At 64.9% G+C, this 20,251-nt stretch carries 25 protein-coding genes; 10 read left to right on the forward strand and 15 right to left on the reverse strand.

Going from position 1 to position 20,251, the window contains the following annotated elements; genetic code table 11:
- Positions 1–41 precede the first annotated feature (41 nt).
- Positions 42–1,079 carry a TAXI family TRAP transporter solute-binding subunit gene (locus tag DVK01_RS05585; RefSeq protein WP_101351289.1) on the reverse strand — a complete coding sequence of 346 codons (1,038 nt, stop codon included), beginning with the start codon at positions 1,077–1,079 and terminating at the stop codon, positions 42–44.
- 202 nt (positions 1,080–1,281) lie between these two features.
- Positions 1,282–1,974, reverse strand: coding sequence for a type 1 glutamine amidotransferase domain-containing protein (locus DVK01_RS05590; protein ID WP_121535807.1), 693 nt, complete (start codon positions 1,972–1,974; stop codon positions 1,282–1,284).
- A gap of 254 nt (positions 1,975–2,228) precedes the next feature.
- On the opposite strand from DVK01_RS05590, the gene DVK01_RS05595 reads away from it, so the two are divergent.
- A complete protein-coding gene (locus DVK01_RS05595) occupies positions 2,229–2,927 on the forward strand; it encodes a DUF5828 family protein (protein ID WP_121535810.1) in 699 nt (232 codons plus the stop codon).
- A gap of 77 nt (positions 2,928–3,004) precedes the next feature.
- Here the strand turns inward: DVK01_RS05595 and DVK01_RS05600 are convergent, their stop codons facing one another.
- A complete protein-coding gene (locus DVK01_RS05600; RefSeq protein ID WP_121511894.1) occupies positions 3,005–3,286 on the reverse strand; it encodes a hypothetical protein in 282 nt (93 codons plus the stop codon).
- A gap of 126 nt (positions 3,287–3,412) precedes the next feature.
- On the opposite strand from DVK01_RS05600, the gene DVK01_RS05605 reads away from it, so the two are divergent.
- On the forward strand, positions 3,413–4,612 hold the full coding sequence (locus DVK01_RS05605) for an inorganic phosphate transporter (protein ID WP_101351293.1): 1,200 nt from the start codon (positions 3,413–3,415) through the stop codon (positions 4,610–4,612).
- A 5-nt stretch (positions 4,613–4,617) separates the two neighbouring features.
- Here DVK01_RS05605 and DVK01_RS05610 read toward each other — a convergent pair whose 3' ends face one another.
- Entirely contained in the window at positions 4,618–4,833 is a 216-nt protein-coding gene (locus DVK01_RS05610; RefSeq protein ID WP_121535813.1) for a hypothetical protein, read from the reverse strand.
- A 176-nt stretch (positions 4,834–5,009) separates the two neighbouring features.
- Between DVK01_RS05610 and DVK01_RS05615 the strand changes: the two genes are divergently transcribed.
- Positions 5,010–5,693 carry a hypothetical protein gene (locus DVK01_RS05615; RefSeq protein ID WP_121535816.1) on the forward strand — a complete coding sequence of 228 codons (684 nt, stop codon included), beginning with the start codon at positions 5,010–5,012 and terminating at the stop codon, positions 5,691–5,693.
- Positions 5,690–6,289, forward strand: coding sequence for a DUF6517 family protein (locus DVK01_RS05620; protein WP_101351296.1), 600 nt, complete (start codon positions 5,690–5,692; stop codon positions 6,287–6,289). The genes DVK01_RS05615 and DVK01_RS05620 overlap by 4 nt, the downstream gene beginning before the upstream one ends.
- A gap of 42 nt (positions 6,290–6,331) precedes the next feature.
- Here DVK01_RS05620 and DVK01_RS05625 read toward each other — a convergent pair whose 3' ends face one another.
- From DVK01_RS05625 to DVK01_RS05635, 3 genes are all read right to left on the reverse strand, one after another.
- The gene (locus DVK01_RS05625) at positions 6,332–8,227 is read right to left on the reverse strand and encodes a carbon starvation protein A (protein ID WP_121535819.1); all 1,896 of its coding nucleotides are present in this window, start codon (positions 8,225–8,227) and stop codon (positions 6,332–6,334) included.
- Between the two features lie 172 nt (positions 8,228–8,399).
- Complete coding sequence (locus DVK01_RS05630; protein WP_101351298.1) at positions 8,400–9,374, reverse strand: TRC40/GET3/ArsA family transport-energizing ATPase; 975 nt, start codon at positions 9,372–9,374, stop codon at positions 8,400–8,402.
- Complete coding sequence (locus tag DVK01_RS05635; RefSeq protein WP_004959670.1) at positions 9,374–9,670, reverse strand: hypothetical protein; 297 nt, start codon at positions 9,668–9,670, stop codon at positions 9,374–9,376. The genes DVK01_RS05630 and DVK01_RS05635 overlap by 1 nt, the downstream gene beginning before the upstream one ends.
- Positions 9,671–9,808: 138 nt before the next feature.
- Between DVK01_RS05635 and DVK01_RS05640 the strand changes: the two genes are divergently transcribed.
- The gene (locus DVK01_RS05640) at positions 9,809–11,077 is read left to right on the forward strand and encodes a GTP-binding protein (RefSeq protein ID WP_101351299.1); all 1,269 of its coding nucleotides are present in this window, start codon (positions 9,809–9,811) and stop codon (positions 11,075–11,077) included.
- Here DVK01_RS05640 and DVK01_RS05645 read toward each other — a convergent pair.
- The 3 genes from DVK01_RS05645 to DVK01_RS05655 form a co-directional block, all read right to left on the reverse strand.
- Entirely contained in the window at positions 11,074–11,280 is a 207-nt protein-coding gene (locus DVK01_RS05645) for a hypothetical protein (protein WP_101351300.1), read from the reverse strand. The two genes, DVK01_RS05640 and DVK01_RS05645, sit on opposite strands and share 4 nt — an antisense overlap.
- Before the next feature lie 100 nt (positions 11,281–11,380).
- The gene (locus tag DVK01_RS05650; RefSeq protein ID WP_121511902.1) at positions 11,381–11,794 is read right to left on the reverse strand and encodes an SRPBCC family protein; all 414 of its coding nucleotides are present in this window, start codon (positions 11,792–11,794) and stop codon (positions 11,381–11,383) included.
- A gap of 30 nt (positions 11,795–11,824) precedes the next feature.
- Entirely contained in the window at positions 11,825–12,139 is a 315-nt protein-coding gene (locus DVK01_RS05655; protein ID WP_121535822.1) for a hypothetical protein, read from the reverse strand.
- Positions 12,140–12,262: 123 nt separating this feature from the next.
- On the opposite strand from DVK01_RS05655, the gene DVK01_RS05660 reads away from it, so the two are divergent.
- Positions 12,263–12,475 (forward strand): hypothetical protein, encoded by a 213-nt coding sequence (locus tag DVK01_RS05660; protein ID WP_121511904.1) that lies wholly within the window; start codon positions 12,263–12,265, stop codon positions 12,473–12,475.
- 30 nt (positions 12,476–12,505) lie between these two features.
- On the opposite strand, the gene DVK01_RS05665 is transcribed toward DVK01_RS05660, so the two are convergent.
- Both DVK01_RS05665 and DVK01_RS05670 read right to left on the reverse strand, forming a co-directional pair.
- On the reverse strand, positions 12,506–12,877 hold the full coding sequence (locus DVK01_RS05665) for a cupin domain-containing protein (RefSeq protein ID WP_121535825.1): 372 nt from the start codon (positions 12,875–12,877) through the stop codon (positions 12,506–12,508).
- 50 nt (positions 12,878–12,927) lie between these two features.
- Positions 12,928–14,313 (reverse strand): hemolysin family protein, encoded by a 1,386-nt coding sequence (locus DVK01_RS05670; RefSeq protein ID WP_101351305.1) that lies wholly within the window; start codon positions 14,311–14,313, stop codon positions 12,928–12,930.
- Between the two features lie 98 nt (positions 14,314–14,411).
- Between DVK01_RS05670 and DVK01_RS05675 the strand changes: the two genes are divergently transcribed.
- From DVK01_RS05675 to DVK01_RS05685, 3 genes are read left to right on the forward strand one after another with little or no spacing between them, the layout of a single operon-like run.
- Positions 14,412–14,690 (forward strand): glutathione S-transferase N-terminal domain-containing protein, encoded by a 279-nt coding sequence (locus DVK01_RS05675; RefSeq protein WP_101351306.1) that lies wholly within the window; start codon positions 14,412–14,414, stop codon positions 14,688–14,690.
- The gene (locus DVK01_RS05680) at positions 14,690–15,199 is read left to right on the forward strand and encodes a redoxin domain-containing protein (RefSeq protein WP_101351307.1); all 510 of its coding nucleotides are present in this window, start codon (positions 14,690–14,692) and stop codon (positions 15,197–15,199) included. Before DVK01_RS05675 ends, DVK01_RS05680 begins: the two co-directional genes overlap by 1 nt.
- A 2-nt stretch (positions 15,200–15,201) precedes the next feature.
- The gene (locus DVK01_RS05685; protein WP_121535828.1) at positions 15,202–15,786 is read left to right on the forward strand and encodes an L-threonylcarbamoyladenylate synthase; all 585 of its coding nucleotides are present in this window, start codon (positions 15,202–15,204) and stop codon (positions 15,784–15,786) included.
- Positions 15,787–15,816: 30 nt separating this feature from the next.
- On the opposite strand, the gene DVK01_RS05690 is transcribed toward DVK01_RS05685, so the two are convergent.
- Both DVK01_RS05690 and DVK01_RS05695 read right to left on the reverse strand, forming a co-directional pair.
- Positions 15,817–16,479, reverse strand: coding sequence for a hypothetical protein (locus DVK01_RS05690; RefSeq protein WP_121535831.1), 663 nt, complete (start codon positions 16,477–16,479; stop codon positions 15,817–15,819).
- A 117-nt stretch (positions 16,480–16,596) separates the two neighbouring features.
- Positions 16,597–17,217 (reverse strand): conditioned medium-induced protein 4, encoded by a 621-nt coding sequence (locus DVK01_RS05695; protein ID WP_101351310.1) that lies wholly within the window; start codon positions 17,215–17,217, stop codon positions 16,597–16,599.
- A gap of 143 nt (positions 17,218–17,360) precedes the next feature.
- Here DVK01_RS05695 and DVK01_RS05700 point away from each other — a divergent pair, with 143 nt between their 5' ends.
- A complete protein-coding gene (locus DVK01_RS05700; RefSeq protein ID WP_121535834.1) occupies positions 17,361–19,445 on the forward strand; it encodes a (Fe-S)-binding protein in 2,085 nt (694 codons plus the stop codon).
- Positions 19,446–19,474: 29 nt separating this feature from the next.
- Here DVK01_RS05700 and DVK01_RS05705 read toward each other — a convergent pair whose 3' ends face one another.
- On the reverse strand, positions 19,475–20,224 hold the full coding sequence (locus tag DVK01_RS05705; protein WP_101351312.1) for a TrkA family potassium uptake protein: 750 nt from the start codon (positions 20,222–20,224) through the stop codon (positions 19,475–19,477).
- Positions 20,225–20,251 lie beyond the last annotated feature (27 nt).

Genomic DNA, 20,251 nt, shown 5'->3' on the forward strand with positions numbered 1-20,251 from the left:
AGACGGGTGGTAAACAATACGGGTGGCGTCAGTCAGCGGCGTTACGCGTCGAAGTAGGCCGCTGCGCCGGGGTGGAGTTCGATGGACATTCCGTCCTGTGCGGAGTCCTTACTGATGAAGTCCGTCTTGATCGACAGGTCGTCGACATTGTCGAAGATGGCTGCGGTGACCGACTCGACCGTCTGTTCGGGCTGTTCAGCGTTCGTTGCGATCATCGCCTGGACGGCAATTGTTTCGACAGCCTCGTCGACGCCGGTGTAGGTGCCGGCAGGGATAGTGTCGTTGGCGAACCACGATGCATCTTCCTTTGCCGCGTCGCGGTTGTCGCCGGAGATCGGGACGATGACGAGGTCGTTGGTGTTCGCGAGGTCCTCGATAGCGCCGACCGGCCAGCCACCGACGACGAACGCGGCGTCGATGTCGCCGTTCCGGAGCTGGTCGGCGGCCTGGGAGAACGAGGCGTTCTGCTCGGTGAAATCGGAGATCCCAACCGACTCCAGAATCTGGAGGGCGTTGACCTGGGTCCCGCTCCCGAGGTCGCCGGTGTTGATCGTCGCCCCTTCGAGGTCGGAGAGCTGCGTGATACCCGTGTCCGCGAGGGTGACGACTGTAATCGTCTCCGGGTACAGGGTCGCAACACCACGGAGGTTCTCGACGGCGTTGCCCTGGAACGCATCAATCCCTTCGCCGTTCCTCGCGAACGAGGCGATATCGTTCTGAATGAGCGCGAAGTCGGCGTCGCCGCTGGCGAGGCTGCCGACGTTCTCGACGCTCGCACCGGTCGACTGGACGTTCAGCGTGAAGTCCGTGTTCTCCTCTACGACCGTCTTGAACTCGTTCGAGAGCGGGAAGTACGTCCCACCAGTGCCGCCAGCGTGCCAGGAGAGGCGGGTCTCCATGTCGCCGCCGTCGCCGTCTGTCTCGGTCATGCCGCCGTCGCCGCCGTCGCCGTCTGTCTCGGTCATGCCGCCGTCGCCGCCGTCACCGCCATCGCCGCCACCGCCACAACCAGCGAGTGCCGCGACGCCTGCAACGCCTGCTGTCTTGAGGAACCGCCTACGCGTGGAGTTGTTAGTCATACGTATGTCTACGTTGCACGGGGTATTCAAGAATGTTAGCTAGTATACAGTCGCTATTTGACTATATCGTGCGATAGCGTGTGACAGAGTTATTCGCTGGACGGGAGATGGCTGAGAAAAAGACGGACAGTCGAAATGTCCTATCTTCCAATAATTTCAGCGTTACCTATGTTTCAACAGACACCTGTCACGTCAGGATTCGTTACGCGGACGTCTCGATGCCGAGTTCGTCGAGCAGCGTCCGGGCGGCCTCGCCCGAGGACGGTGGGCCACGAGCTGTGATGAGGTCGCCGTCAACGGTGACGCTGGTGTCGGCGTCGAGTTCTGCGTCCCAGTCTGCGCCGGCGGCCTTCACCTCGTCTTCGACCCAGTACGGGAGCTTCCGGCCGTCGGGGAGCAGGTCGTTCTCGTCGACGATGCCCTCCTCCCAGGCGTTCGGGAAGCCGGTGACCGAGCGGCCGTCGACGAGGAACTCGCCGTCGCTGTCGCGGGTAAAGGCCAGAATCCCGACCGTGTGACAGACGACGAGCGCTTTGCCGTCGTCGCCGGCGACGCTCTCACGCAGCAGTTCGCGGGCGTGCGTGTCCTGTGTAATATCCCACTCAGCGCCGTGGCCGCCAGGGAACACGACAGTGTCGTAGTCGTCGGCGTCAGCCTGTGCCAGCGGAATCGGGTTGTTCAGGCGCTCGTCGGTCTCGTGGACCTCCCGAACGTGTTCCGAGAGGTCTTCGCCGACTTCGTCGGGGTCGACAGAGCGTTCGTCAAGCACCGGCGGCTCGCCGGTCGGTGTCGCCACCGTGATATCCAGACCGGCCTCTGTGAGGGTCGTCAGTGGCTCGATACATTCTTCGCCCCAGTAGCCGTGTTCGCTTACGACAAATAGTGCGGATGGCATCGGACTACTGTTCGCGTGCAATCCTTATAAGCGGCCGTTCGGTGTTGAGCGAAGCGGAGCGAGCAGGCAGGTCGCTTCGCAGGACCCGGACACACCGCGTCGCTGTCGAAGGGCGGCAGTGATTTCGCTGGACGAATACCGACGACACCGTTACAGCGGAAACGTTTAACCTCACTGAGCAGCAATTCGGTGTGTACAGATGGACAGCCCATTACAGCAGGGTCCGCGGCTGTCATAGACCGATCTATTATACCATGGCAGACATCGAAGAGAGCGTTTCAGGATTCAAGACGAAAGGCGGCTGGGTCGACATCGTCGAGCACGGCGAGCGCATCACGCAGGCGCTGAAAGATATCGCTTCGGACGAGGATGTCGACAACGACGCCCTCAGTGAGTTCGACGAGTGGCGACCGAAAAGCCACGAGCGACTGGACGAGGACGTCAACGAGAAGACCGCTGACCAGGCGAGTGTCGACGAGGGCAAGGGTGAACAGGCCGGGAAGGGACCGGACGAGGACCTCCAGACCGCCGGCGAAAAGCTCAGCGAGTCCTACGAGAACCTCGACGAACCCGACGAGGCGATGGAGCGCTGGAGCGAGTCCGTCGACTACGTGGCGCGCGCGGCTGACTCCGCCAGCCGAAAGGCCCTGCGGAAGGTGGAAGACACCGTCTACCGCAACGTGATGACACAGATCGCGCCATACTACTTCGACAACGACCTCGTCAGTGCGAACCTCCGCCGGGTCGGCGACGAGGACCGGCCCGAGTACGTCTTCGAGGTCAACGTCAACGACGACGACCTGAAGATGCGCGTCTCGAACAAGCTCGCCGACTTCGAGCAGGCCGTCGACCGCTGGCACGTCGACACCGAAAAAGTCACCGAGGCCGTCGAGGCCGCGGAGGGTGTGGACGCGACAGAGCCCGGGGAAGAGACCGATGCGAAGACGAACTGAGCACGCCGCCGGGTGAGCGGCATCGATTTTGCGTCCGAGAGACAGACGGGCAAAGGCGAGCGTCGCCGTACAGACGCTTAGATAGCGTCGCCGGGGTCGTGCTGTTCGGCCATCCGCGTCGCTTCGGCCGCGTACTGCGCCTGCAGGTCCGGGTCGTCGACAGACCCGAGGTTGTCCGGGTCGGCATCGACGGCGGCCGTCGTCTCCCGCACGTCCGAAAACGAGGTCAGCGCGCGTTCTTTGCGGAAGTACTGTTCGCCATCAGGCGTCGCGTACGTGAGGATGATGAGGTTCTGCTCGTCGTCGGAGTAGGTGCGTTCGACCAGCCAGACGCGGACCGTCTCGTCAGTGGCGGACATGCGAGATTGAACTACGCACTGCCACCTGAACGTTTGCCCGTGACGCCCGCGCCCAAGTCGATAATCGGCCTCACAAGGGCGCGCGAACGGTAGGCTCATTGCAGGGCGGGGCAAACGCCGTGACAGATGGTCGCGACGAGTACGATTGCGACGCTTGTTATCGCGTCAGCCGCGAGTTTGTTCATGGCCTGGGCCATCGGTGCCGGGTCGTCCGGGTCCACTCCGTTCGCGCCGGCCGTCGGTGCGAACGCGATTTCGGTGATGCGGGCCGGGTTTTTCGTGGGCATCCTCGGGCTGGCCGGCGCAGTCCTGCAGGGGGCCAACGTCACAGAAGCCGTCGGGAGCGAACTCGTGCTGTTCCCGAGTGGCGGCGGCCTGTCAGCCATCGCCGCTATCGTCGCACTGCTGACCGCGGCAGTGCTGGTCGCCGTCGGCATCTTCACCGGCTACCCGATCGCAACAGCGTTTACCGTCACCGGCGCAGTCGTCGGTGTCGGGCTGGCGATGGGCGGCCAGCCGGCGACAGCTAAGTACATCGAGATCGTCTCGCTGTGGGTCCTGACGCCCTTCGTCGGCGGGGGCATCGCCTTCGGAACGGCGTGGTCGCTCCGGCACGAGTCCACTACCGAGGAGCGACTCGTGCCGCTGCTTGGCGGGCTGGTCGGTGTGATTCTGGCGAACATCGAGTTCGTGCTGCTGGCACCGGGTAGCGAGCAGGCGTCGGTCGCCCGTGCCGTCGCGCGAGCGGCCGGGACACCGATGGTCCCGTCGATGGTCGCCGTCACGCTCCTTATCGGAGTGCTCGCAGGAGGTCTGCTGTATCTAGATATCAGAGCGGATGCAGACGCAGGGCAGCGACACTTTCTGCTGGTGATGGGCGGTCTCGTAGCCTTCTCCGCTGGCGGAAGCCAGGTCGGGCTGGCGCTGGGGCCGCTGGTGCCCTTGCTCGGCGAGGGGCCGACGGCGGCTATCCCTATCACCGGGGTCCTGCTGTTCGGCGGGCTCGGCCTCCTCGTCGGCTCGTGGACTGGCGCGCCACGGATGATAAAGGCGCTTGCACAGGACTACTCCTCGCTCGGGCCGCGGCGGTCCATCGGCGCGTTGATTCCAAGCTTCATCATCGCACAGGCGGCCGTTTTCTTCGGTATTCCGGTGTCGTTCAACGAGATCATCGTCTCCGCCATCGTCGGCTCCGGGGCGGCCGCCGGCGGCGGCGAAGTCAGTCGGGAGAAGATGGGGAAAACGGTGCTTGCCTGGGTCGGCTCGCTGGCGCTAGCGTTCGCGCTGAGCTACGGACTCTTCTGGGTCATCAGCGCGACGCTGTGACTCGGTCAGCGACCCCAGACGTAGCGACTCACAGCTTCGTCGATGCGGGTCGAGAGCCGCCCAATCCAAGCCTCTGGCGACACGCGCTCAATGTCTCGCTGGTCGACCTCAATTCGGTCGTCACCGAAGGGGTCGTGGGGTTTCTCGCCCCCAGTTTCGTCGACAGCGTCAACGACGACGGTCATTGAGCAGCGACCGCAGGCTTCGGTATCTTTACCCATTATTGTTAGTGATTAATTGAGGCGCCAGCATCAAAAACCTGCCGAGGCGGTCGTGTACGACCCATGAACGACCGGCGGCTGACCGACGGGCTTAAGCGTCCGACACGGTATCGGCATGGTATGAGCTACCGCGGCATGGGACCGGTACGAACTGAACGCCCGCCCGACTCGGCACGATGAGCGAGAAATCCGACTCCGGGTCGGTCGGCGAATCGCCGGAGTACGGTGCGGACGACTGGGAAGACCCCGTCACCGGTGCGGTCCCGAAGTCGGAGCTGCCCGACGAAATCGTCGAGGAGGTCCCACACTGGACGGACGATCCGTATTTCGACCGGGTGAGCGACCGTCTGATGTACAACTACACGCTGGAGCGGGACCACCGGCTCCGGGGCGAGCGCTGGGACCTCTACGGCGAGATGCGGGTCCTCAATCAGAAGCAGTTCTTCCACCCGGCGCTGTCCTACGGCGACCACGAGTCCGAGGAGTACCTCTACGCCCGCCGCGTCAACCGGCCGACGGTCGGCGAGCTAAAGCGACTGGTCGAACTCGGCCACGACCTGGCCGACGAGCGCGTGAACGCCAACGAGGAGCACTACCGCACCGACTTCACCTTCGTCCTCGTCGCCGACGAACTGCCAGAGGACGTCCGGTCGTTCGTCGAGGGCCAGCGCGAGCGCACGCTGTTGAAGTACGGGTACTACGGCCATTACGAGGTCAATCTGGGCGTCGTCGTGCCGGACGAACAGATGGCCGTCGCCGGCGAAGCCGCCGACGTGGTCGAGGCCTTCGTCCTCTGGGAGGACGTGACCCAGCCCGAGGAAGGAGTGCTGTCGCGGCTCGCCAAGCGGTTCTGGAAATGACGCTCCCGACCCGGCGTGGCTTCGTCGTCGGCTGTGCGGCGACGCTGGCCGGCTGTAGCGTCCTGCCGGAGGAGCGCGAGCCCATCGAAGCCAGCGCGGCCGCGCCGGCAGTGCTCCCCGAGTCCAGCGGCTACTCGGTCGTTGCCGAAGATAGCCGCACCATCGAGACGACGGTGACCGTCGACTTCTCCGGCGACGTCCAGTTGACCTCGCGTCGGGACGTGATTGCGACGGTGTTCCGGCGCGTGTACGAGTCGACGGGCGGGGCGCTGTTTGGCCTCCTGACTGCCCCGGCGGTGCGGGTCGTCGACCAGCCCGAGGTCGTCCGTGACCCGCTGAGGGCGCTGGACGACGCCCGGGTGGTGTCGCTTGCGCTGGATGCCGATGTCAACGATGTTTCGGAGTGGCACGAACGCGGCTCAGAGACGCTTCTCGGGACCGAAACGACGCGGACGACAGCGACGACGACGGCCGACGGCAGCGAGCGGAAGCTCGTTCGGGTCCGGGTCCGTGCTGGCGAAGACGCGGTGACCGGGATAGCGACTGCCCCAGACGGCGATGAGGTACCGTTCGGCGCGGTCACGCGGGACGCGTAGCTGTCGCTGTCTGTGCGGGAAAACGGAAAAGCGGTCGCCGTGTCAGTCGTCGCCTGGTTCGACCGCGCCGGCGGGACCACGGTCACGGACCGTGCTGATGTTGTCGTACCCTTTCTTCACGAGGGCCAGCGCGAGGCCGATGAGGACCAGCGCCAGTACCATCTGGACGGTCGAAGAGGCGATTGCCGCAGTCCCATCAGCACCGCCCTGAATGAGGTTCTGGTAGAGGTTGCTGTAGAACGCCAGCCAGGACAGCCCCAGAATAGTGATAGTCGTCATGATGGCCATCGGCACGCCCGTGGAGTACAGCTGCTTGTTGTCGTCCCAGTTCGCGAGCCAGACGGTCGCAGTCAGCAGCGCCAGCGCGGCCAGCAGCTGGTTCGCGCCGCCGAACAGTGCCCACAGCGTGAGCCACTCGCCGGAGATGACCATCAGGTAGGCCGGGATAGCCTGGACGAGCGGGTTCGTGTAGCGGCCGCGGCCGATCTCGCCGAGCGTCGAACGGATGCCGCCGCCGACATTGAAGCCGGAGGCCGTCTCGCCCGCTCGAAGCCCGACGATCTCCTCCATCATGTACCGGCCGAGTCGGACGGCCGTGTCCGTCGAGGTCAGCAGGAAGCTCACCAGCACGAGCGCCATGAACGGCGCGCCAAAGGTCTGGGGGATACCGAGGCTGGTGAAGATGATGCCGCCACCCGTCGCGAAGTTCGGCAGCGCAGCACCGATACCACCGGCGGGGTCGGCGAAACCGGCCACGGCGAGCGTCGACAGCGCGACGGCGGCCAGCAGCCCCTCACCGAGCATCCCACCGTATCCGATGAGGCGGGCGTCGGTCTCCTTGTTCAACTGTTTCGCCGTCGTTCCGGAGGACACCAGCGAGTGGAAGCCACTGATGGTCCCGCAGGCGATGGTGATAAACAGCAGCGGGAACAGCGGCGCGAGGCCCGCGCCCTCGACGCCCCAGAAGCCATTGAACGCGCTCATCGAGTCCGCGATGACCAGTGAGCCGCTCTCGGTGGCGGCCGTGCCGAACACCGTGCCGACAATGACGGCCAGCAGCGCGCCGCCGACGCCGGCGTACAGCAGGAACGACGACAGGTAGTCACGCGGCTGGAGCAGCACCCACACTGGGAGCGCACTCGCAATGCCCGCGTACACCATGATTATCGGCACCCACGCCGCACGGTTGGGGTTCATCGCCGTCGCAGAGGAGCCAGGAATCCACTGTCCACTGCCGAGGTTCAACACGTCCGCGAGCACGATCGTGCCTGCGGGGTAGCTCGCGTCACCGACAGCCGGAAACAGCGCAACGGGGTTCAGAATCCCCACGTACACGCCGGCGAACACGCCAGCGACGAACAGCACTGTTCCCGGGAGGAACGGTCCATTCAGTTGATACAGGTACACGCCGAACACCAGCGCCAGCGCGATGTAGACGAAGCTCGCCGTCGTCACCTGCGGGAACGCATCGAACACGATGGCGACCACCAGCGCGAACACCGCGACGACGAGGATGATAGTGAGGAAGGCGAACCACAGCAGCATGTTCTTGCCGCCTTCTCCGATGTACTCACCGATGATGTAGCCGATGGACTTCCCCTCGTGTCTGAGCGAGCCAGACAGCGAGACGAAGTCGTGGACGCTGCCCATCAATGGGTTGCCGATAGCAATCCACAGCAGGGCGGGGACCCACCCCCATACCGCGCCCGCCGTAATCGGTCCGACAATCGGTGCCCCACCCGCGATGCTGGAGTAGTGGTGACCCAGCAACACCGGTTTCTTCGACGGGACGTACTCCTGCCCGTCTTCGTACTTGTGTGCCGGTGTCTCGTTGTCGTCGTCGAGTTCGAGGAACCGCGCGAGGTACTTCGAATACCCCAGATACCCCACGCTGAACGTCAGCAGTACTGCCAGAACGATCCAGATTACCTGTGTCATGTGTGTGCATGAATGGTAACCAACATCACGCTATTAATAGTTATTATATATTTCTTATACTTCTCAAGTCCTTCAGAAGCCGCTCGGCCGCACTATATCAACCCGTAGACAAAACCTGTATCCGATTACTTATCGGTCATGCGCGGACCGTACACGAGCGGCGGCCGGTCGCTCAAACGAACGACGGTGCCTCGGCGTTCGTCTCGACATCGAGTTCGGCGGCGACATCGTCGAGCAGGTCGCCTTTCACTTCCGCTGTGCGGGTCGTGATTTCCGCGACCAGCGGCGGGTCGAGCGTCTCTCGGACCTCCTGCAGTCGCTCGTTTTCAGTCGCGACGCGGTCCCGGAGGTATCGGGCCCCGCGGCCGTTCTCGTCGGGGTCCGGTTCGGGCGTGAGTTTGTTCGCGACGAGGCCGCGAACCGAGAGGTCGCGCTCTCGCATCTCGGAGATCGCGCGCCTCGTCTCGTTGACTGAGAGCTGGTCGGGGTTGAGCACGAGGAAGAAGGCGGCGTCGGCCTGGAGCGCGCCGCCGGCGAACTCGAAGAACTCCTTGCGGTCCTGCAGGCGCGCAAGCACCGGGTCGCCGTCCATCACGCGGCGGGGCTCGTTGTTGCCGATAGCGGCCTTCTCGAAGAGGTCGATGCTCTTCTCGCGTTTGTGCATCAGCCGGTCTATCCACCCTTCGAGGAACTCCGGCAGACCGAGCAGGCGGAGCGTGCTGCCGGTCGGCGAGGTGTCGAAGACCACCCGGTCGTACGGGTCGGCGTTGCGCATCACGTCGACGAAGCGGTCGAACAGCGCCGACTCGTAGGCCCCGGGCGTCTGGTGGGCCATCTCCAGTTGCTGGTTTATCTCATTGACCATCGCCGCCGACACCTGCTCGGAGAGGTCGTTGCGGATGCTGTCGAGGTGGCGCTGGCTCTCGGTCTCGGGGTCGATTTCCATCGCGTCGAGGCCGTCGACGCCCGCGACGGGGGCCGGCTCGTCGCCGAACTCCTGGTCGAACACGTCGGTGACGGAGTGGGCCGGATCCGTCGAGACGACGAGCGTGTCCAGGCCCGCCCGCGCGGACTTGACGCCGTAGGCACAGGAGACGGTGGTCTTGCCGACCCCGCCCTTGCCGCCGAAGAAGACGAACGGCTCCATCAGAAGTGGTACTGCTGGCCCTTGCGTTCGATGTACGACCCGCGGTCCCACAGCCGCCGCTCCCAGGCCTCGAAGGTGTCTTCGAGATAGGGCAGCAGTTCGGCGGTGTAGTACGACACCGGCGACGGAATGCCGAAGGCGTCGGGGAAACAGGCCAGCATGAACGCGTCCTCGATGTCCTCGGCCTCCTTCTCGATTTTCTCGTAGGCCGGGTGCGTTATCATGCCGTGGTACAGCCCGCGCGCCCACTCCCGTAACGTCCGGCGGAAGCGCTCGATTCGGTCGGCCAGTTCCATCGTGGGTGGTGTGTGCGAGAGGCACGGAGTAAAACCTGTCGCAGTTCCCCGTCGACAGCGCCCACGCGCCGGGAGCGGTCGTGTCCGGCCGCCGGAAGCGAGGCGCGATTTGAAGGGAGCCGGTCCACAACGGAGGGTATGCGCGACACCATCCCCGTCACGATTCTCTCCGGCAGCCTCGGAGCCGGGAAGACGACACTGCTGAACCACCTGCTGACAGAAGCCGGCGACCGCGACATCGCCGTCCTCGTCAACGACATGGGGACGGTCAACGTCGACGCCGAACTCATCGCCGAGGGGTCCGAACTCGACGTGGACGACGGCGTCGCCGAACTGTCGAACGGCTGTATCTGCTGTGAGCTACAGGACGACCTCGAAACGGCGGTGGTCCGGCTGGCGAACGACCGGGACTTCGACGCGCTGGTCGTCGAGTCGTCGGGCATCTCCGAGCCGGCACCCGTCGCGCGGCTGTTCACCACCGAGTCGCGAGTAGCGGCGCTCTATCGGGTCGACACGCTCGTGACGGTGCTCGACACCAGGCTGTTCCTCGACGCCTTCGCCGGCGAGACGCCGGAGCGGCGGGGGGCCGGCACAACGGACGGGGATGCAGACGAGGCCGACGCGGGCGGCGGCGACCCGGCGGCCGCCGACGGCGACCGTCCGCTCTCGGATTTGATGGTCGAGCAGGTCGAACTCTCGAACCTCGTCGTGTTGAACAAGGCGGACCTCTGTTCCGACGCGGAACTCGACGAGGCCGAAGAACTTGTGGGGGCGCTCCAGCCCGACGCCGAGACGGTCCGGACGACCTTCTCACAGGTCGACCCCGACCGGCTGTTCGACCGTGGGCTGTTCAACCCCGACAAGATTGCCGACCTGCCGGGCTGGAAGCGGGCGCTGGCCGAGGACGGGCACAGCCACGGCAACGCCACACACGAGGAGGACGGCCACGACCACCACCACCCTGAGGAGGTGTACGGCGTCACCTCCTTCACCTACCGCCGCCGCCGGCCGTTCCACCCCGAGCGGCTCGCCGAGGCGCTGCGGGACCTGCCGGCGAGCGTCGTCCGCTCGAAGGGGACCGTCTGGCTGGCGGGCACCGACTGCCGCGTCGTCGTCGGGCAGGCCGGCCCGTCGATACGGGCCGAGGCCCAGGGTCCCTGGATTGCGAGCCTTCCCGACATCGAGCGGGACATGTACCGCTCGAACCGGCCGGACCTCGACTGGCACGACGAACACGGGGACCGTCGGACGGAACTGGTGTTCATCGGGACGGACTACGACGAAGACGGCCTCCGGTCGGCGCTCGACGACGCGCTCGTCACTGACGAGGAGTGGGGTGACGGCGACCCGTCTACGGGGCCGTTCCCGGCGGAACAGGGCGAGGAGACGGTGATTCGGAGCCCCTAACAGGCACAGTCACGACCAGCCGACCGCTCGAAGCGCATCTCTTCGCCACAGTCCGGACAGACGGCCTCGCCCTCCAGTTCGACATCTCTGATGCGGACGCCGCAGTCGTCACACCAGTACGCGCCCTGTGAGCCGTCGTCGGGGCGAGACTTCGCCTCGGGCTGTGACGTGAGTGCCTCCTTGACGCTGTCGAGGATGCTCATGATCGTACATTGAGATTACAGCTACTAAACGTATCGTGGTTGTGCACAGTCGTCTCACGGACACCAATGGCCCGGCCGGACAGTGACGCTATCGATGCCTTCAGCCCCCGGGCACGTCGGCCGCCAGTTCGTCGAGCGCTCGTTCCAGTTCGTTGCCGCGCTTCCAGGCGGCGATGCGGTCGGCGAAGGGGAGCGGCAGGTTCAGCGAGACGGTCGAGCGCATCGTGAGCCGGGACCCGTTCTCTTCCGGCGTGACCGTGAGTTCTGTCTCCAGGTGGTCGAACGGGCCGACCTCGCCCTCGACGGTGTACCGGAGCCCGTCGTCCCGGGTCTCAAACCGGAGCGGCACCGACATCCCCGGGCCGGCGGCGGTGACCACCGTGCCCGTGTCGGCCTCCTCGACGGCCGACACCGTGAACGTCCCCTCGGCCGCGACAACTGCCTCCGGGGAGAGCGTGCGGTGGACAGCCGGCGGCCGCGCCATCACGAACCGAGAGCGTTCGACCTCGCGCATACCAGTCCACATGCACACCGGGGTGGTAAATCACAGGGCAAGCGGGACGGAGACGGCGAGCAACAGGACGGCGAAGCCGACGCCGATGTAGACCAGCCGCTGAAACCGGAGTTCCGGCGCTATCTGTACCCAGGGCGGCGTGGCAGTCCAGACCAGCCGGTGGTACGCGACGGCGGCGACGGCGACGGAGCCGACTGTCGCGACCGCCAGGCCGGCCCAGACGGGAAGTCCGTAGGCGAGGCCGTACAGCGGGCCGACGGAGAACAGGAGCATCACCGCCGTCGCGGTGCAGACGAGAAACGGAACCGGGTCGACCGGGTCCCCGTGACGGTTTTGAACGGGCATATTTCGTGTTCGGTCCCGAATGTGTTTAGTTGCGCGACTCGGCCGCGCCCGGTTAGGGCGAGCGGAGCGAACACACCGACCACTGCCAAAGAGCTAAGGGGCGTCCCGTCCGTGTTCGTGGGCATGAGCGACGCGAACGGGTTCGAAGAGGGCGCAAGCGGGTCACAGGGAGACCCGCGGGTACTCATCGCTATGAACGTCGTGCTCTCGACGATGTTTGCGGCCACTATCGTCTGGGGGCTGAGCGTCATCGGCGCGGCGGAGTTGACGGCCATCAACGTCGCGACCGGCGCGATACTCCTGTTCGCGCTGACGTACGCCATCACCCTCCAGTAGCGGTCTGGCGGAGCGACCGCGGCGCTCGGCTTACTCGGGGTCGTAGGGGTGGACGTCGTCCACCGCAGGCGCGCCGACGACGAGTGTCCGGGCGGGTTCGGTCGCCGATTCAGGGTTGTGCGCCCGCTGGGGGCTGTCCGGTTCAACGACGAACGCCTCGTCTTCGTCGACTTCGTAGGTCTTCTCGGGCGTCTCGACAGCCAGCGTTCCCGAGAGGACGTAGAACAGTTCTTCCTGGTCGTCGTGGTAGTGGTACGCGAGCGGGATGTCCTCGCCGGGGGCGACCTCGTAGAGGTTCACGGCCGCGTTTTCAAGGTCTGCGGCGTCGCTGAGCGAGCGCTGGGTGCTCGGCCGGTCCGGTGTCGGTTCGATGTCGTCGACCGCGAAATGGTGATAGCCCATGTCAGCCCTGTCGACGGCGACCGACGTAAAACGACTGCTGCCGAGAGGGATCAGTCCGAGGCTTCTTCGGCGTCGACCGGCTCCGTCGCGTCGGTTTCGAGGCGGACGACACGAGCTTTCATGATGCGCGTGTTCTCGACCTGTTCGACGCGGATCTCGACGCCGTCGTAGGTGATGGTCTCGCCCTCCTCGACCAGTCGACCCGCCCGGTTGAAGATGAAGCCGGCGATGGTCTCGAACTCCTCGCCTTCGGGCAGGTCCAGATCCAGCGCCTCGTTGACCTCCTCGATGTTGACCTCGCCTTTGACCGTCACGGTGTCGTCGTCAACGTACTCTATCGGCTCTTCCTCCTCGCCTTCGAGTATCTCGCCGACGATTTCTTCGGTCAGGTCCTCCATCGTCACCAGTCCCTCGGTAGTCCCGAACTCGTCGATGACGATGACCATGTGCAGGCGTTCGGCCCGCATCTCGGTCAGCAGGTCGTCGACGTTCTTCGACTCGGGGACGTGCAGCGTCGGCTCGATTAAGTCCTCCAGTTCCATGTCGCGGGCCAGCGCCTCGCCGTAGTTGAGGTCCCGAACGAGGTCACGGATGTGGATGACACCGATGACGTTGTCCAGGCTCCCCTCGTAGACGGGGATGCGGGCGTGGCCGCTCTGGATACAGGTCTCCAGCGCTTCCTCGACGGAGGCCTCCTTGGCGACAGCGGTCATGTCCAGCCGCGGGGTCATCACCTCCTTGGCGATGGTGTCGTTGAATCGGAGGGTGCGCTGAAGCATCTCACGTTCGTCCTCGTCGAGGACGCCTTCGCGCTCACCCGTCTCGATGATGTCCTGTATCTCCTCGCGGGTGACGTAGGAGGTCTCGATGGCGGAGCGCCCCCCGGTGATTTTGTTGACGACGCGCGTGAGGTAGTCGAACAGCAGGATGAGCGGGAGCAGCACCTTCTCGGCAGCCTTGAGCGGCTTGGAGATGCGCAGCGCCCACGACTCAGTGTTCTCGACGGCGTAGCTCTTCGGCGCGCTCTCACCGAACAGGAGCACGATGGCGGTAATGCCGAACGTCGCGATGGCGACGGCTTGCCCCTGAGAGAGATAGAGTGCAAGCAGCCCGGTCGCGATGGAGGACATCGCAATGTTGACGAGGTTGTTCCCGACGAGAATCGTCACGAGCAGGCGGTGCGGGTCCGCCTTGAGTTGCTTGAGCGTCCTCGCGCCCGGGACGCCGTCCTCAACGAGAGCCTCTGTCCGGTGTGCGGGCAGCGAGAACATAGCGATCTCCGAGGACGAGAAGAACGCCGACAGGACGATGAGGAAGACGATAACGGCGGTGCCACCGACCAGCACCACGGTTTGGGGTATCGTGACGCCGGCGTATTCGATAGCCTGCAACATCGCTGTAGGCAGCTCAAACGGCGCAGGTGGATCCAGGGCCATCAACGGTCGAAGTTGTAATGGGCAGGGATTAAGACTTGTCATGAAGGGGTCGCCAGCGAAGCCCTTACCCGGCTTTCACGCGTACCGTCCCACAGAGTATGAGCGAGTCCGACATCACACTGTACCGGTTGCAGGCGTGTCCGTTCTGTGAGCGCGTCGTCCGGAAGCTGCACGAATACGGTCTCGACTACCAGTCGCGGTTCGTCGAGCCGATGCACTCCGACCGCGACGTAGTCAAGCGGCTGTCCGGCAAGCGGACCGTGCCCGCTATCGTCGACGAGAACACCGGGGTTACGATGTCCGAGAGCGCGAACATCGTCGCGTATCTGGAGCGGACCTACGGCGAGGGCGATGAGACCGCAGGGGGTGTAGCCTGATGGACCTCGACTTCGATGTCGTCGACCTCGACCCGGTCGACCACCCCGAAGAAGGCGACACTGCGCCGGATTTCACGCGCCCGCTGGTCAACGACGAGTTCTGGGAGGACGAGTCGCTCGCGTCTGTGTGTGCCGACAGCGACCGGGTCGTGCTCGTGTTCCACGCGATGGACGGGGCGTTCCCGGCGACGTACATCTGGAACGAGATCCGCGACCGCGCGTGGCACGAGCAGGCCACCGTCGTCGGCGTCTCCATCTCGACGCCCTACGAGCACAAGCAGTTGCTCGAAGAGCGGGAAATAGAGGGGGACTACCGGCTGTTCTCGGACCCGGCCAACGGCGTCGCACAGCAGTACGGTATCGACATGGACCTCGACGGGATGGCCGGTATCGAGGAGCCGCGCCCGTCCGTGTTCGTCCTCGATAGCGACCGGACCGTCGAGTACGCGTGGGTGGCCGAGAGCTGGCCCGACTTCCCGGACTACGACGACGTCGAAGCGCAGCTCTGACGATGACGACAGTCGACGACGCCGCGGCAGCGGTTCGCGACGGAGAGCTTGTCATCTATCCCACAGAGACAGTGTACGGTCTCGGCGCAGACGCCCTCGATGCTGCTGCTGTCGAGCGGGTGTTCGAGGCGAAGGGACGGGAGCGCGACAAGCCAGTGTCGATGGCCGTCCCCGACATCGAGTCCGCACGCGAGTACACCGACCTGAGTGAGCGTGAACTGGCGTTCATGCGCGAGTTCCTTCCCGGCCCGGTCACCGTCGTCGTCAAGCGCCGCGACGCAGTGCCGGACGTGCTGGTCGCCGGCCGGGACCGCGTCGGGGTCCGCATCCCCGACCACGACCTCGCGCTCGAACTCCTCGCCGAAACCGGGCCGCTCACGGCAACGAGCGCTAACATCTCCGGGAACCCGAGCGCCCGCACCGTCGGCGACCTCGACGCTATCCGCGAGCGTGCCGCCGTCGTACTCGACGCCGGCGAGACCGACGGCGGGACCGGGTCAACGGTCGTAAACGTCGCCAGCAGGACGATTCATCGCCGCGGCGCACGCGCCGACGCTGTCGAGTCGTGGCTCGATGACCGAGACTGAGACGGGGGACTGTCCGCGCGGTTGCCCTCCTTAGCGTAGCATCGACCGCAGGGACCGCGTCTTCACCCCGCAGTCGTCGCTGAACTCACAGGGCTCGCATTTGGCGTCGTTTCGCACCCGCCCCGGCGGGCCGTCGATGCTGTCGGCAGTTCTGATTGCCCGGCGATAGACCCCGGCCCGCCGCGCGTTCACCTCGATTCGTCGAATCACGCCGTGCGCCGGATACTCCGCGTAGGCGGTGTCGATGTCACGCTCGCGCTCCCAGGCGAGCGCCTTCGCGGCGGCGACAAGCCGCACGGTCTGGGGCTCCCAGACACCGTCTTCGGGCGGCCGACCGGCGAACACGAGCGACGGCGCGGGACCGTCCTGTCCGGCGATGACCTTATGTGCGATCCCGCGGGCGTCCTTCCCTTCGAGATAGGCCTCGGTCGCTGTCGGGGCGACCAGCGCGTCCCAGTCAGCAAGCCGCTCTCGAAGCGCTCTGAGCCGGTCGCGATACTCGTCCGGTCCCACTTCGATGGGGGCCGCCAGCAGGGAGGCATCGTCAGTTAGCAGTCGCTCGTACTCCCGGGCGAGCCGGCGAATCGACTCGATTTTGTCGGGAATCTCGCTCGCTCCGTCGCGGCGGCGGTAATAGAGCTTCCGTGGGCAGTAGGCGGCCGTTTCCAGTTCCCTGAACGTGTGCGTCGGCATGGAGGTGCGTGGTCGTGCGTTCACACAAGAAGGTTCGGCGCACTGCTGGCCGGTGAAACAGCAGCACAGTGAGGCAGCCTACCGCAACGGGAGACACCTACAGAAGATTTCAGGGAGTCACATCGACACGTCAGCGCCGGAATCAAGTGAGTCGATATCCTCGGTGGCCTCGTCAAGGCCGTCCTCGCGGAGGGCGGCGGCGTGCTGTGTCGACAGCCCGGCGTCGGTCAGCACGTCCTCGAACTCACTCTGGAATCGGTGGGAGACACGGCGGGCAGCATCCTGTGCGGCAACGACGCGCCGATAGTGGGCGGCCCGGGACTCGTCGATATCGAACTCGGTCGCGAGTTCGGCGACCGAAGGGTCGTCGTTGGCGACGCGACGGCGGAACGCAGGCAGGTCAAACGGTGCCTCTGTGTCCTCCTCGCGGAGGAGATGCAGGTCCAGTCGGCCCTCGACAACGTCGGGCTCGTCCGCGTCGATCTCGGCCGCGATAGTCGCGTCGTCGCTCCCCTCGTAGAACAGTCGGACCACTGTCACTAGCTCCTCGTCAACGAGTTCGGTTCGGAACTCGTACCGCTCGCGCATCCGCGCGATGATGTCACCGAGTCGGTCCGCGACACCGGCCTCGTCAGTGTCGGCCAAGGACCCTCTCGACGCCTCTTGGGACTCCGTCACAGCCCCCTCATCGGAGACGTCCATGAAGATGTCACGAAGTTCTTCAGTCTTCTCGTCCATCGAACATGATACTACCTCTCGGGAGTCATATATCTGTCGGACGGGCAACGTAACGCGGTGAAACTTTCAACAGTTTCCAAATTCTCGCAGGACTGCGACGGGGCGTGGCAAGATTTAAGCGGACACGAAGCACGTGTTAGCGTATGTCATCTATACTCCAGACGACCACGCGCCCGACGTTCTGGCGTATCGGCGACGTGGGGAAGGCGCTGTTCTACTATCTGGCAGCGCTCGCCATCATCGTCTTTCTGTACGGTGTGTACAATCGCGTCACCCGCTATGCGCAGGGCAGCGAGGACCCCTTCGAGCGACTGGACGACTTGCCCCAGCGGACGGTTGCAGCGGCGCAGTTAGCGCTGTCAAATCGGAAGCAACTGGACCGCGACACCGTCGCTGGCGTGATGCACGCGTTCATCGTCTGGGGCTTTCTGACGCTACTCATCGGGACGACGATTCTGGGTATCGACATGGACCTCTACCGGCCGCTGACCGGCGAGTCCTTCTTTGTCGGCCAGTTCTATCTCTCTTACTCGTTCGTCATGGATGCGATGGGGCTACTGTTCGTCGTCGGCGTCGGTGTCGCGCTGTGGCGACGCTACGGCCGCAAACTCGACCGCCTCCACGACCGCCACACCTCCCGCGAGGACGACCTGTTTCTGGGCGCGCTGTTCGTGCTGGGCGTCGGCGGCTACCTCACTGAAGGCGTCCGGATTCTCGGGACCTCGACAGTCCGTGACGTCTCCTTCGAGACGGTGAGCTTCGTTGGCTGGTCGGTCAAGGAAGTGCTCGTCATGGCCGGGATGACGCCGGAGCTGGCAGCGGGCGCATACCCCTTTGTCTGGTGGAGCCACTCGCTGGTCGCGCTGTGGTTCGTCGCCTGGATCCCCTACGCGAAGCCGTTCCACATGCTCTCGTCGTTTGCCAACCTTGTCGCGCGAGACGAAAAGGCCGGGGTGCGACTTCCGGGCGTGCCGAGCGACGCGAGTCCGGACGAAATCGGCCCCAGCGACATCGACGACTTCTCCTGGAAACAGCTGCTCGACCACGACGCCTGCACCAAGTGTGGCCGGTGTTCGTCCGTCTGCCCGGCAAAGGCTTCTGGGCGGCCGCTTGACCCGCGGAATGTCATCCTCGACCTGAAACGCTACCGCGAGGAGCGCGACGCCGGTGGTGAGGACGTGCCCATCATCGCCGACGGCGGGACTTCAGTCATCGATGCTCACACGATGGAGTCCTGCATGTCCTGTATGGCCTGCATGGACGCCTGCCCGGTCGACATCGAGCACGTCACCCAGTTCACCGAGATGAACCGCCGGCTGACCGAGGCCGGCGAGATGGACGAACACGTCCAGGACGCGATGATGAACGTGTTCCAGCACGGCAACACCTTCGGCGACCCCGAGCGCGCCCGGCCGGACTGGACCGAGGACCTCGACTTCGAGGTGCCCGACGCCCGCGACGAACCGGTGGAATACCTCTGGTACGTCGGTGACTACCCCAGCTACGACGAGCGCAACCAGAAGATAGCACGCGCGCTGGCTCGCGTCTTCGAGGCCGCCGACGTGGACTACGGCATCCTCTACGAGGCCGAGCAGACCGACGGCAACGACGTTCGCCGCGTCGGCGAGGAAGGCCTCTACGAGATGCTCGTCGAGGACAACGCCGAGGCGATTCTGGACTGTGAGTTCGAGTCTATCGTCACGACGGACCCCCACGCCTACAACACGTTCATGAACGAGTACCCCGAGTTCGAGGCCTGTGAGTGGGGCGAAGACGACGTGTTCCACTACACGCAGGTCGTCGCCGACCTCGCCAGCGCCGGCGCGCTCGGCCTCTCCGGAACCGAACTCGACTACACTGTCACCTACCACGACCCCTGCCATCTCGGGCGGTACAACGGCGAGTTCGAGGCCCCGCGGGACCTCATCCGCGCGACCGGAGCCGACCTCCACGAGATGCCCCGCAACAGGGACGACTCCTTCTGCTGTGGCGGTGGCGGCGGCGGCCTCTGGATGGACCTCGAAGAAGAGAGCAAACCCAGCGAAGAACGCCTGCGCGAGGCCCTCGAAGACACCGAGGCGGGCGCGGCCGTCGAGAAGTTCGTCGTCGCCTGCCCGATGTGCATGACGATGTACGAAGACGGGCGCAAAACCGGCGGCTACGAGGACGACATCGAAATCGTCGGTGTGACAGAACTCCTTGCCGAAGCGGTCGATACGGCGGTCTAAGCAGAGACAGAGGCGGGTGACACTGACGGCTACAGCCGCTCACAGACCTGCTTCCCGCTCACGACCTCAGGGATGATCACCTCGTCCGCTCCGACGCGGCGGGCCACGGTCTCGTCCTGCTGGTCGCCGGCCCGGACGATGAGCCGGACAGTAGGCGCGAGCTGGCTGGCAAGCACCGCGATCTGAATATTTGCGTTCGTGTCATCGATTGCACCGATGACGGTGTCGGCTCGCTTGACGCCCGCATCTGTCAGTGCGTCCTCGCGGCTCGCGTCAGCCTCCAGCGCGAGATGGCCGTCATCAAGCGCCTGCTCGTACTGTTCTGCCTCCTGTTCGATGACGACCACTCGGGTGTCCGTATCGCCGATCTGCTCCGCGACGGTCCGTCCGAACGTCCCGTACCCACAGACGACGACGTGGCCGTTCAGGTCCTTGATTCGCTGTGCGATTTGCATACGTGTGAGTTCCGTCTGAATCTGGCCGCCGAAGGCCGCCGACAGCGCTGTCTCACCAGTCCACAGCCCGGCGACGACGAGCCCAGTCAGTACGACGATGGCATAGCCTTTGACCAGCCTCGCAGGCCCGTCGTGGCTCTGAAAGTGGAGTTCGATGCTCGTGGGGTCGAGGAGCCAGAACAGTGCGTTGACGACGCCGACCCCGCCGAACGTGACGAAACCGACCACGCCGGCGACGACAAGCCCGACGAACGCGAGAACTGGTTTCGAGAGTTGCCGGAGCAACGACCGGTCCGTGTCTGTACTGCTGTCGCTGAGTTCCATTGCTGTAGCTATCGAAGGGAGCGACAC

The sequence above is a fragment of the Haloarcula sp. Atlit-120R genome, assembly GCF_003665885.1.
GTDB lineage: Archaea > Halobacteriota > Halobacteria > Halobacteriales > Haloarculaceae > Haloarcula > Haloarcula taiwanensis.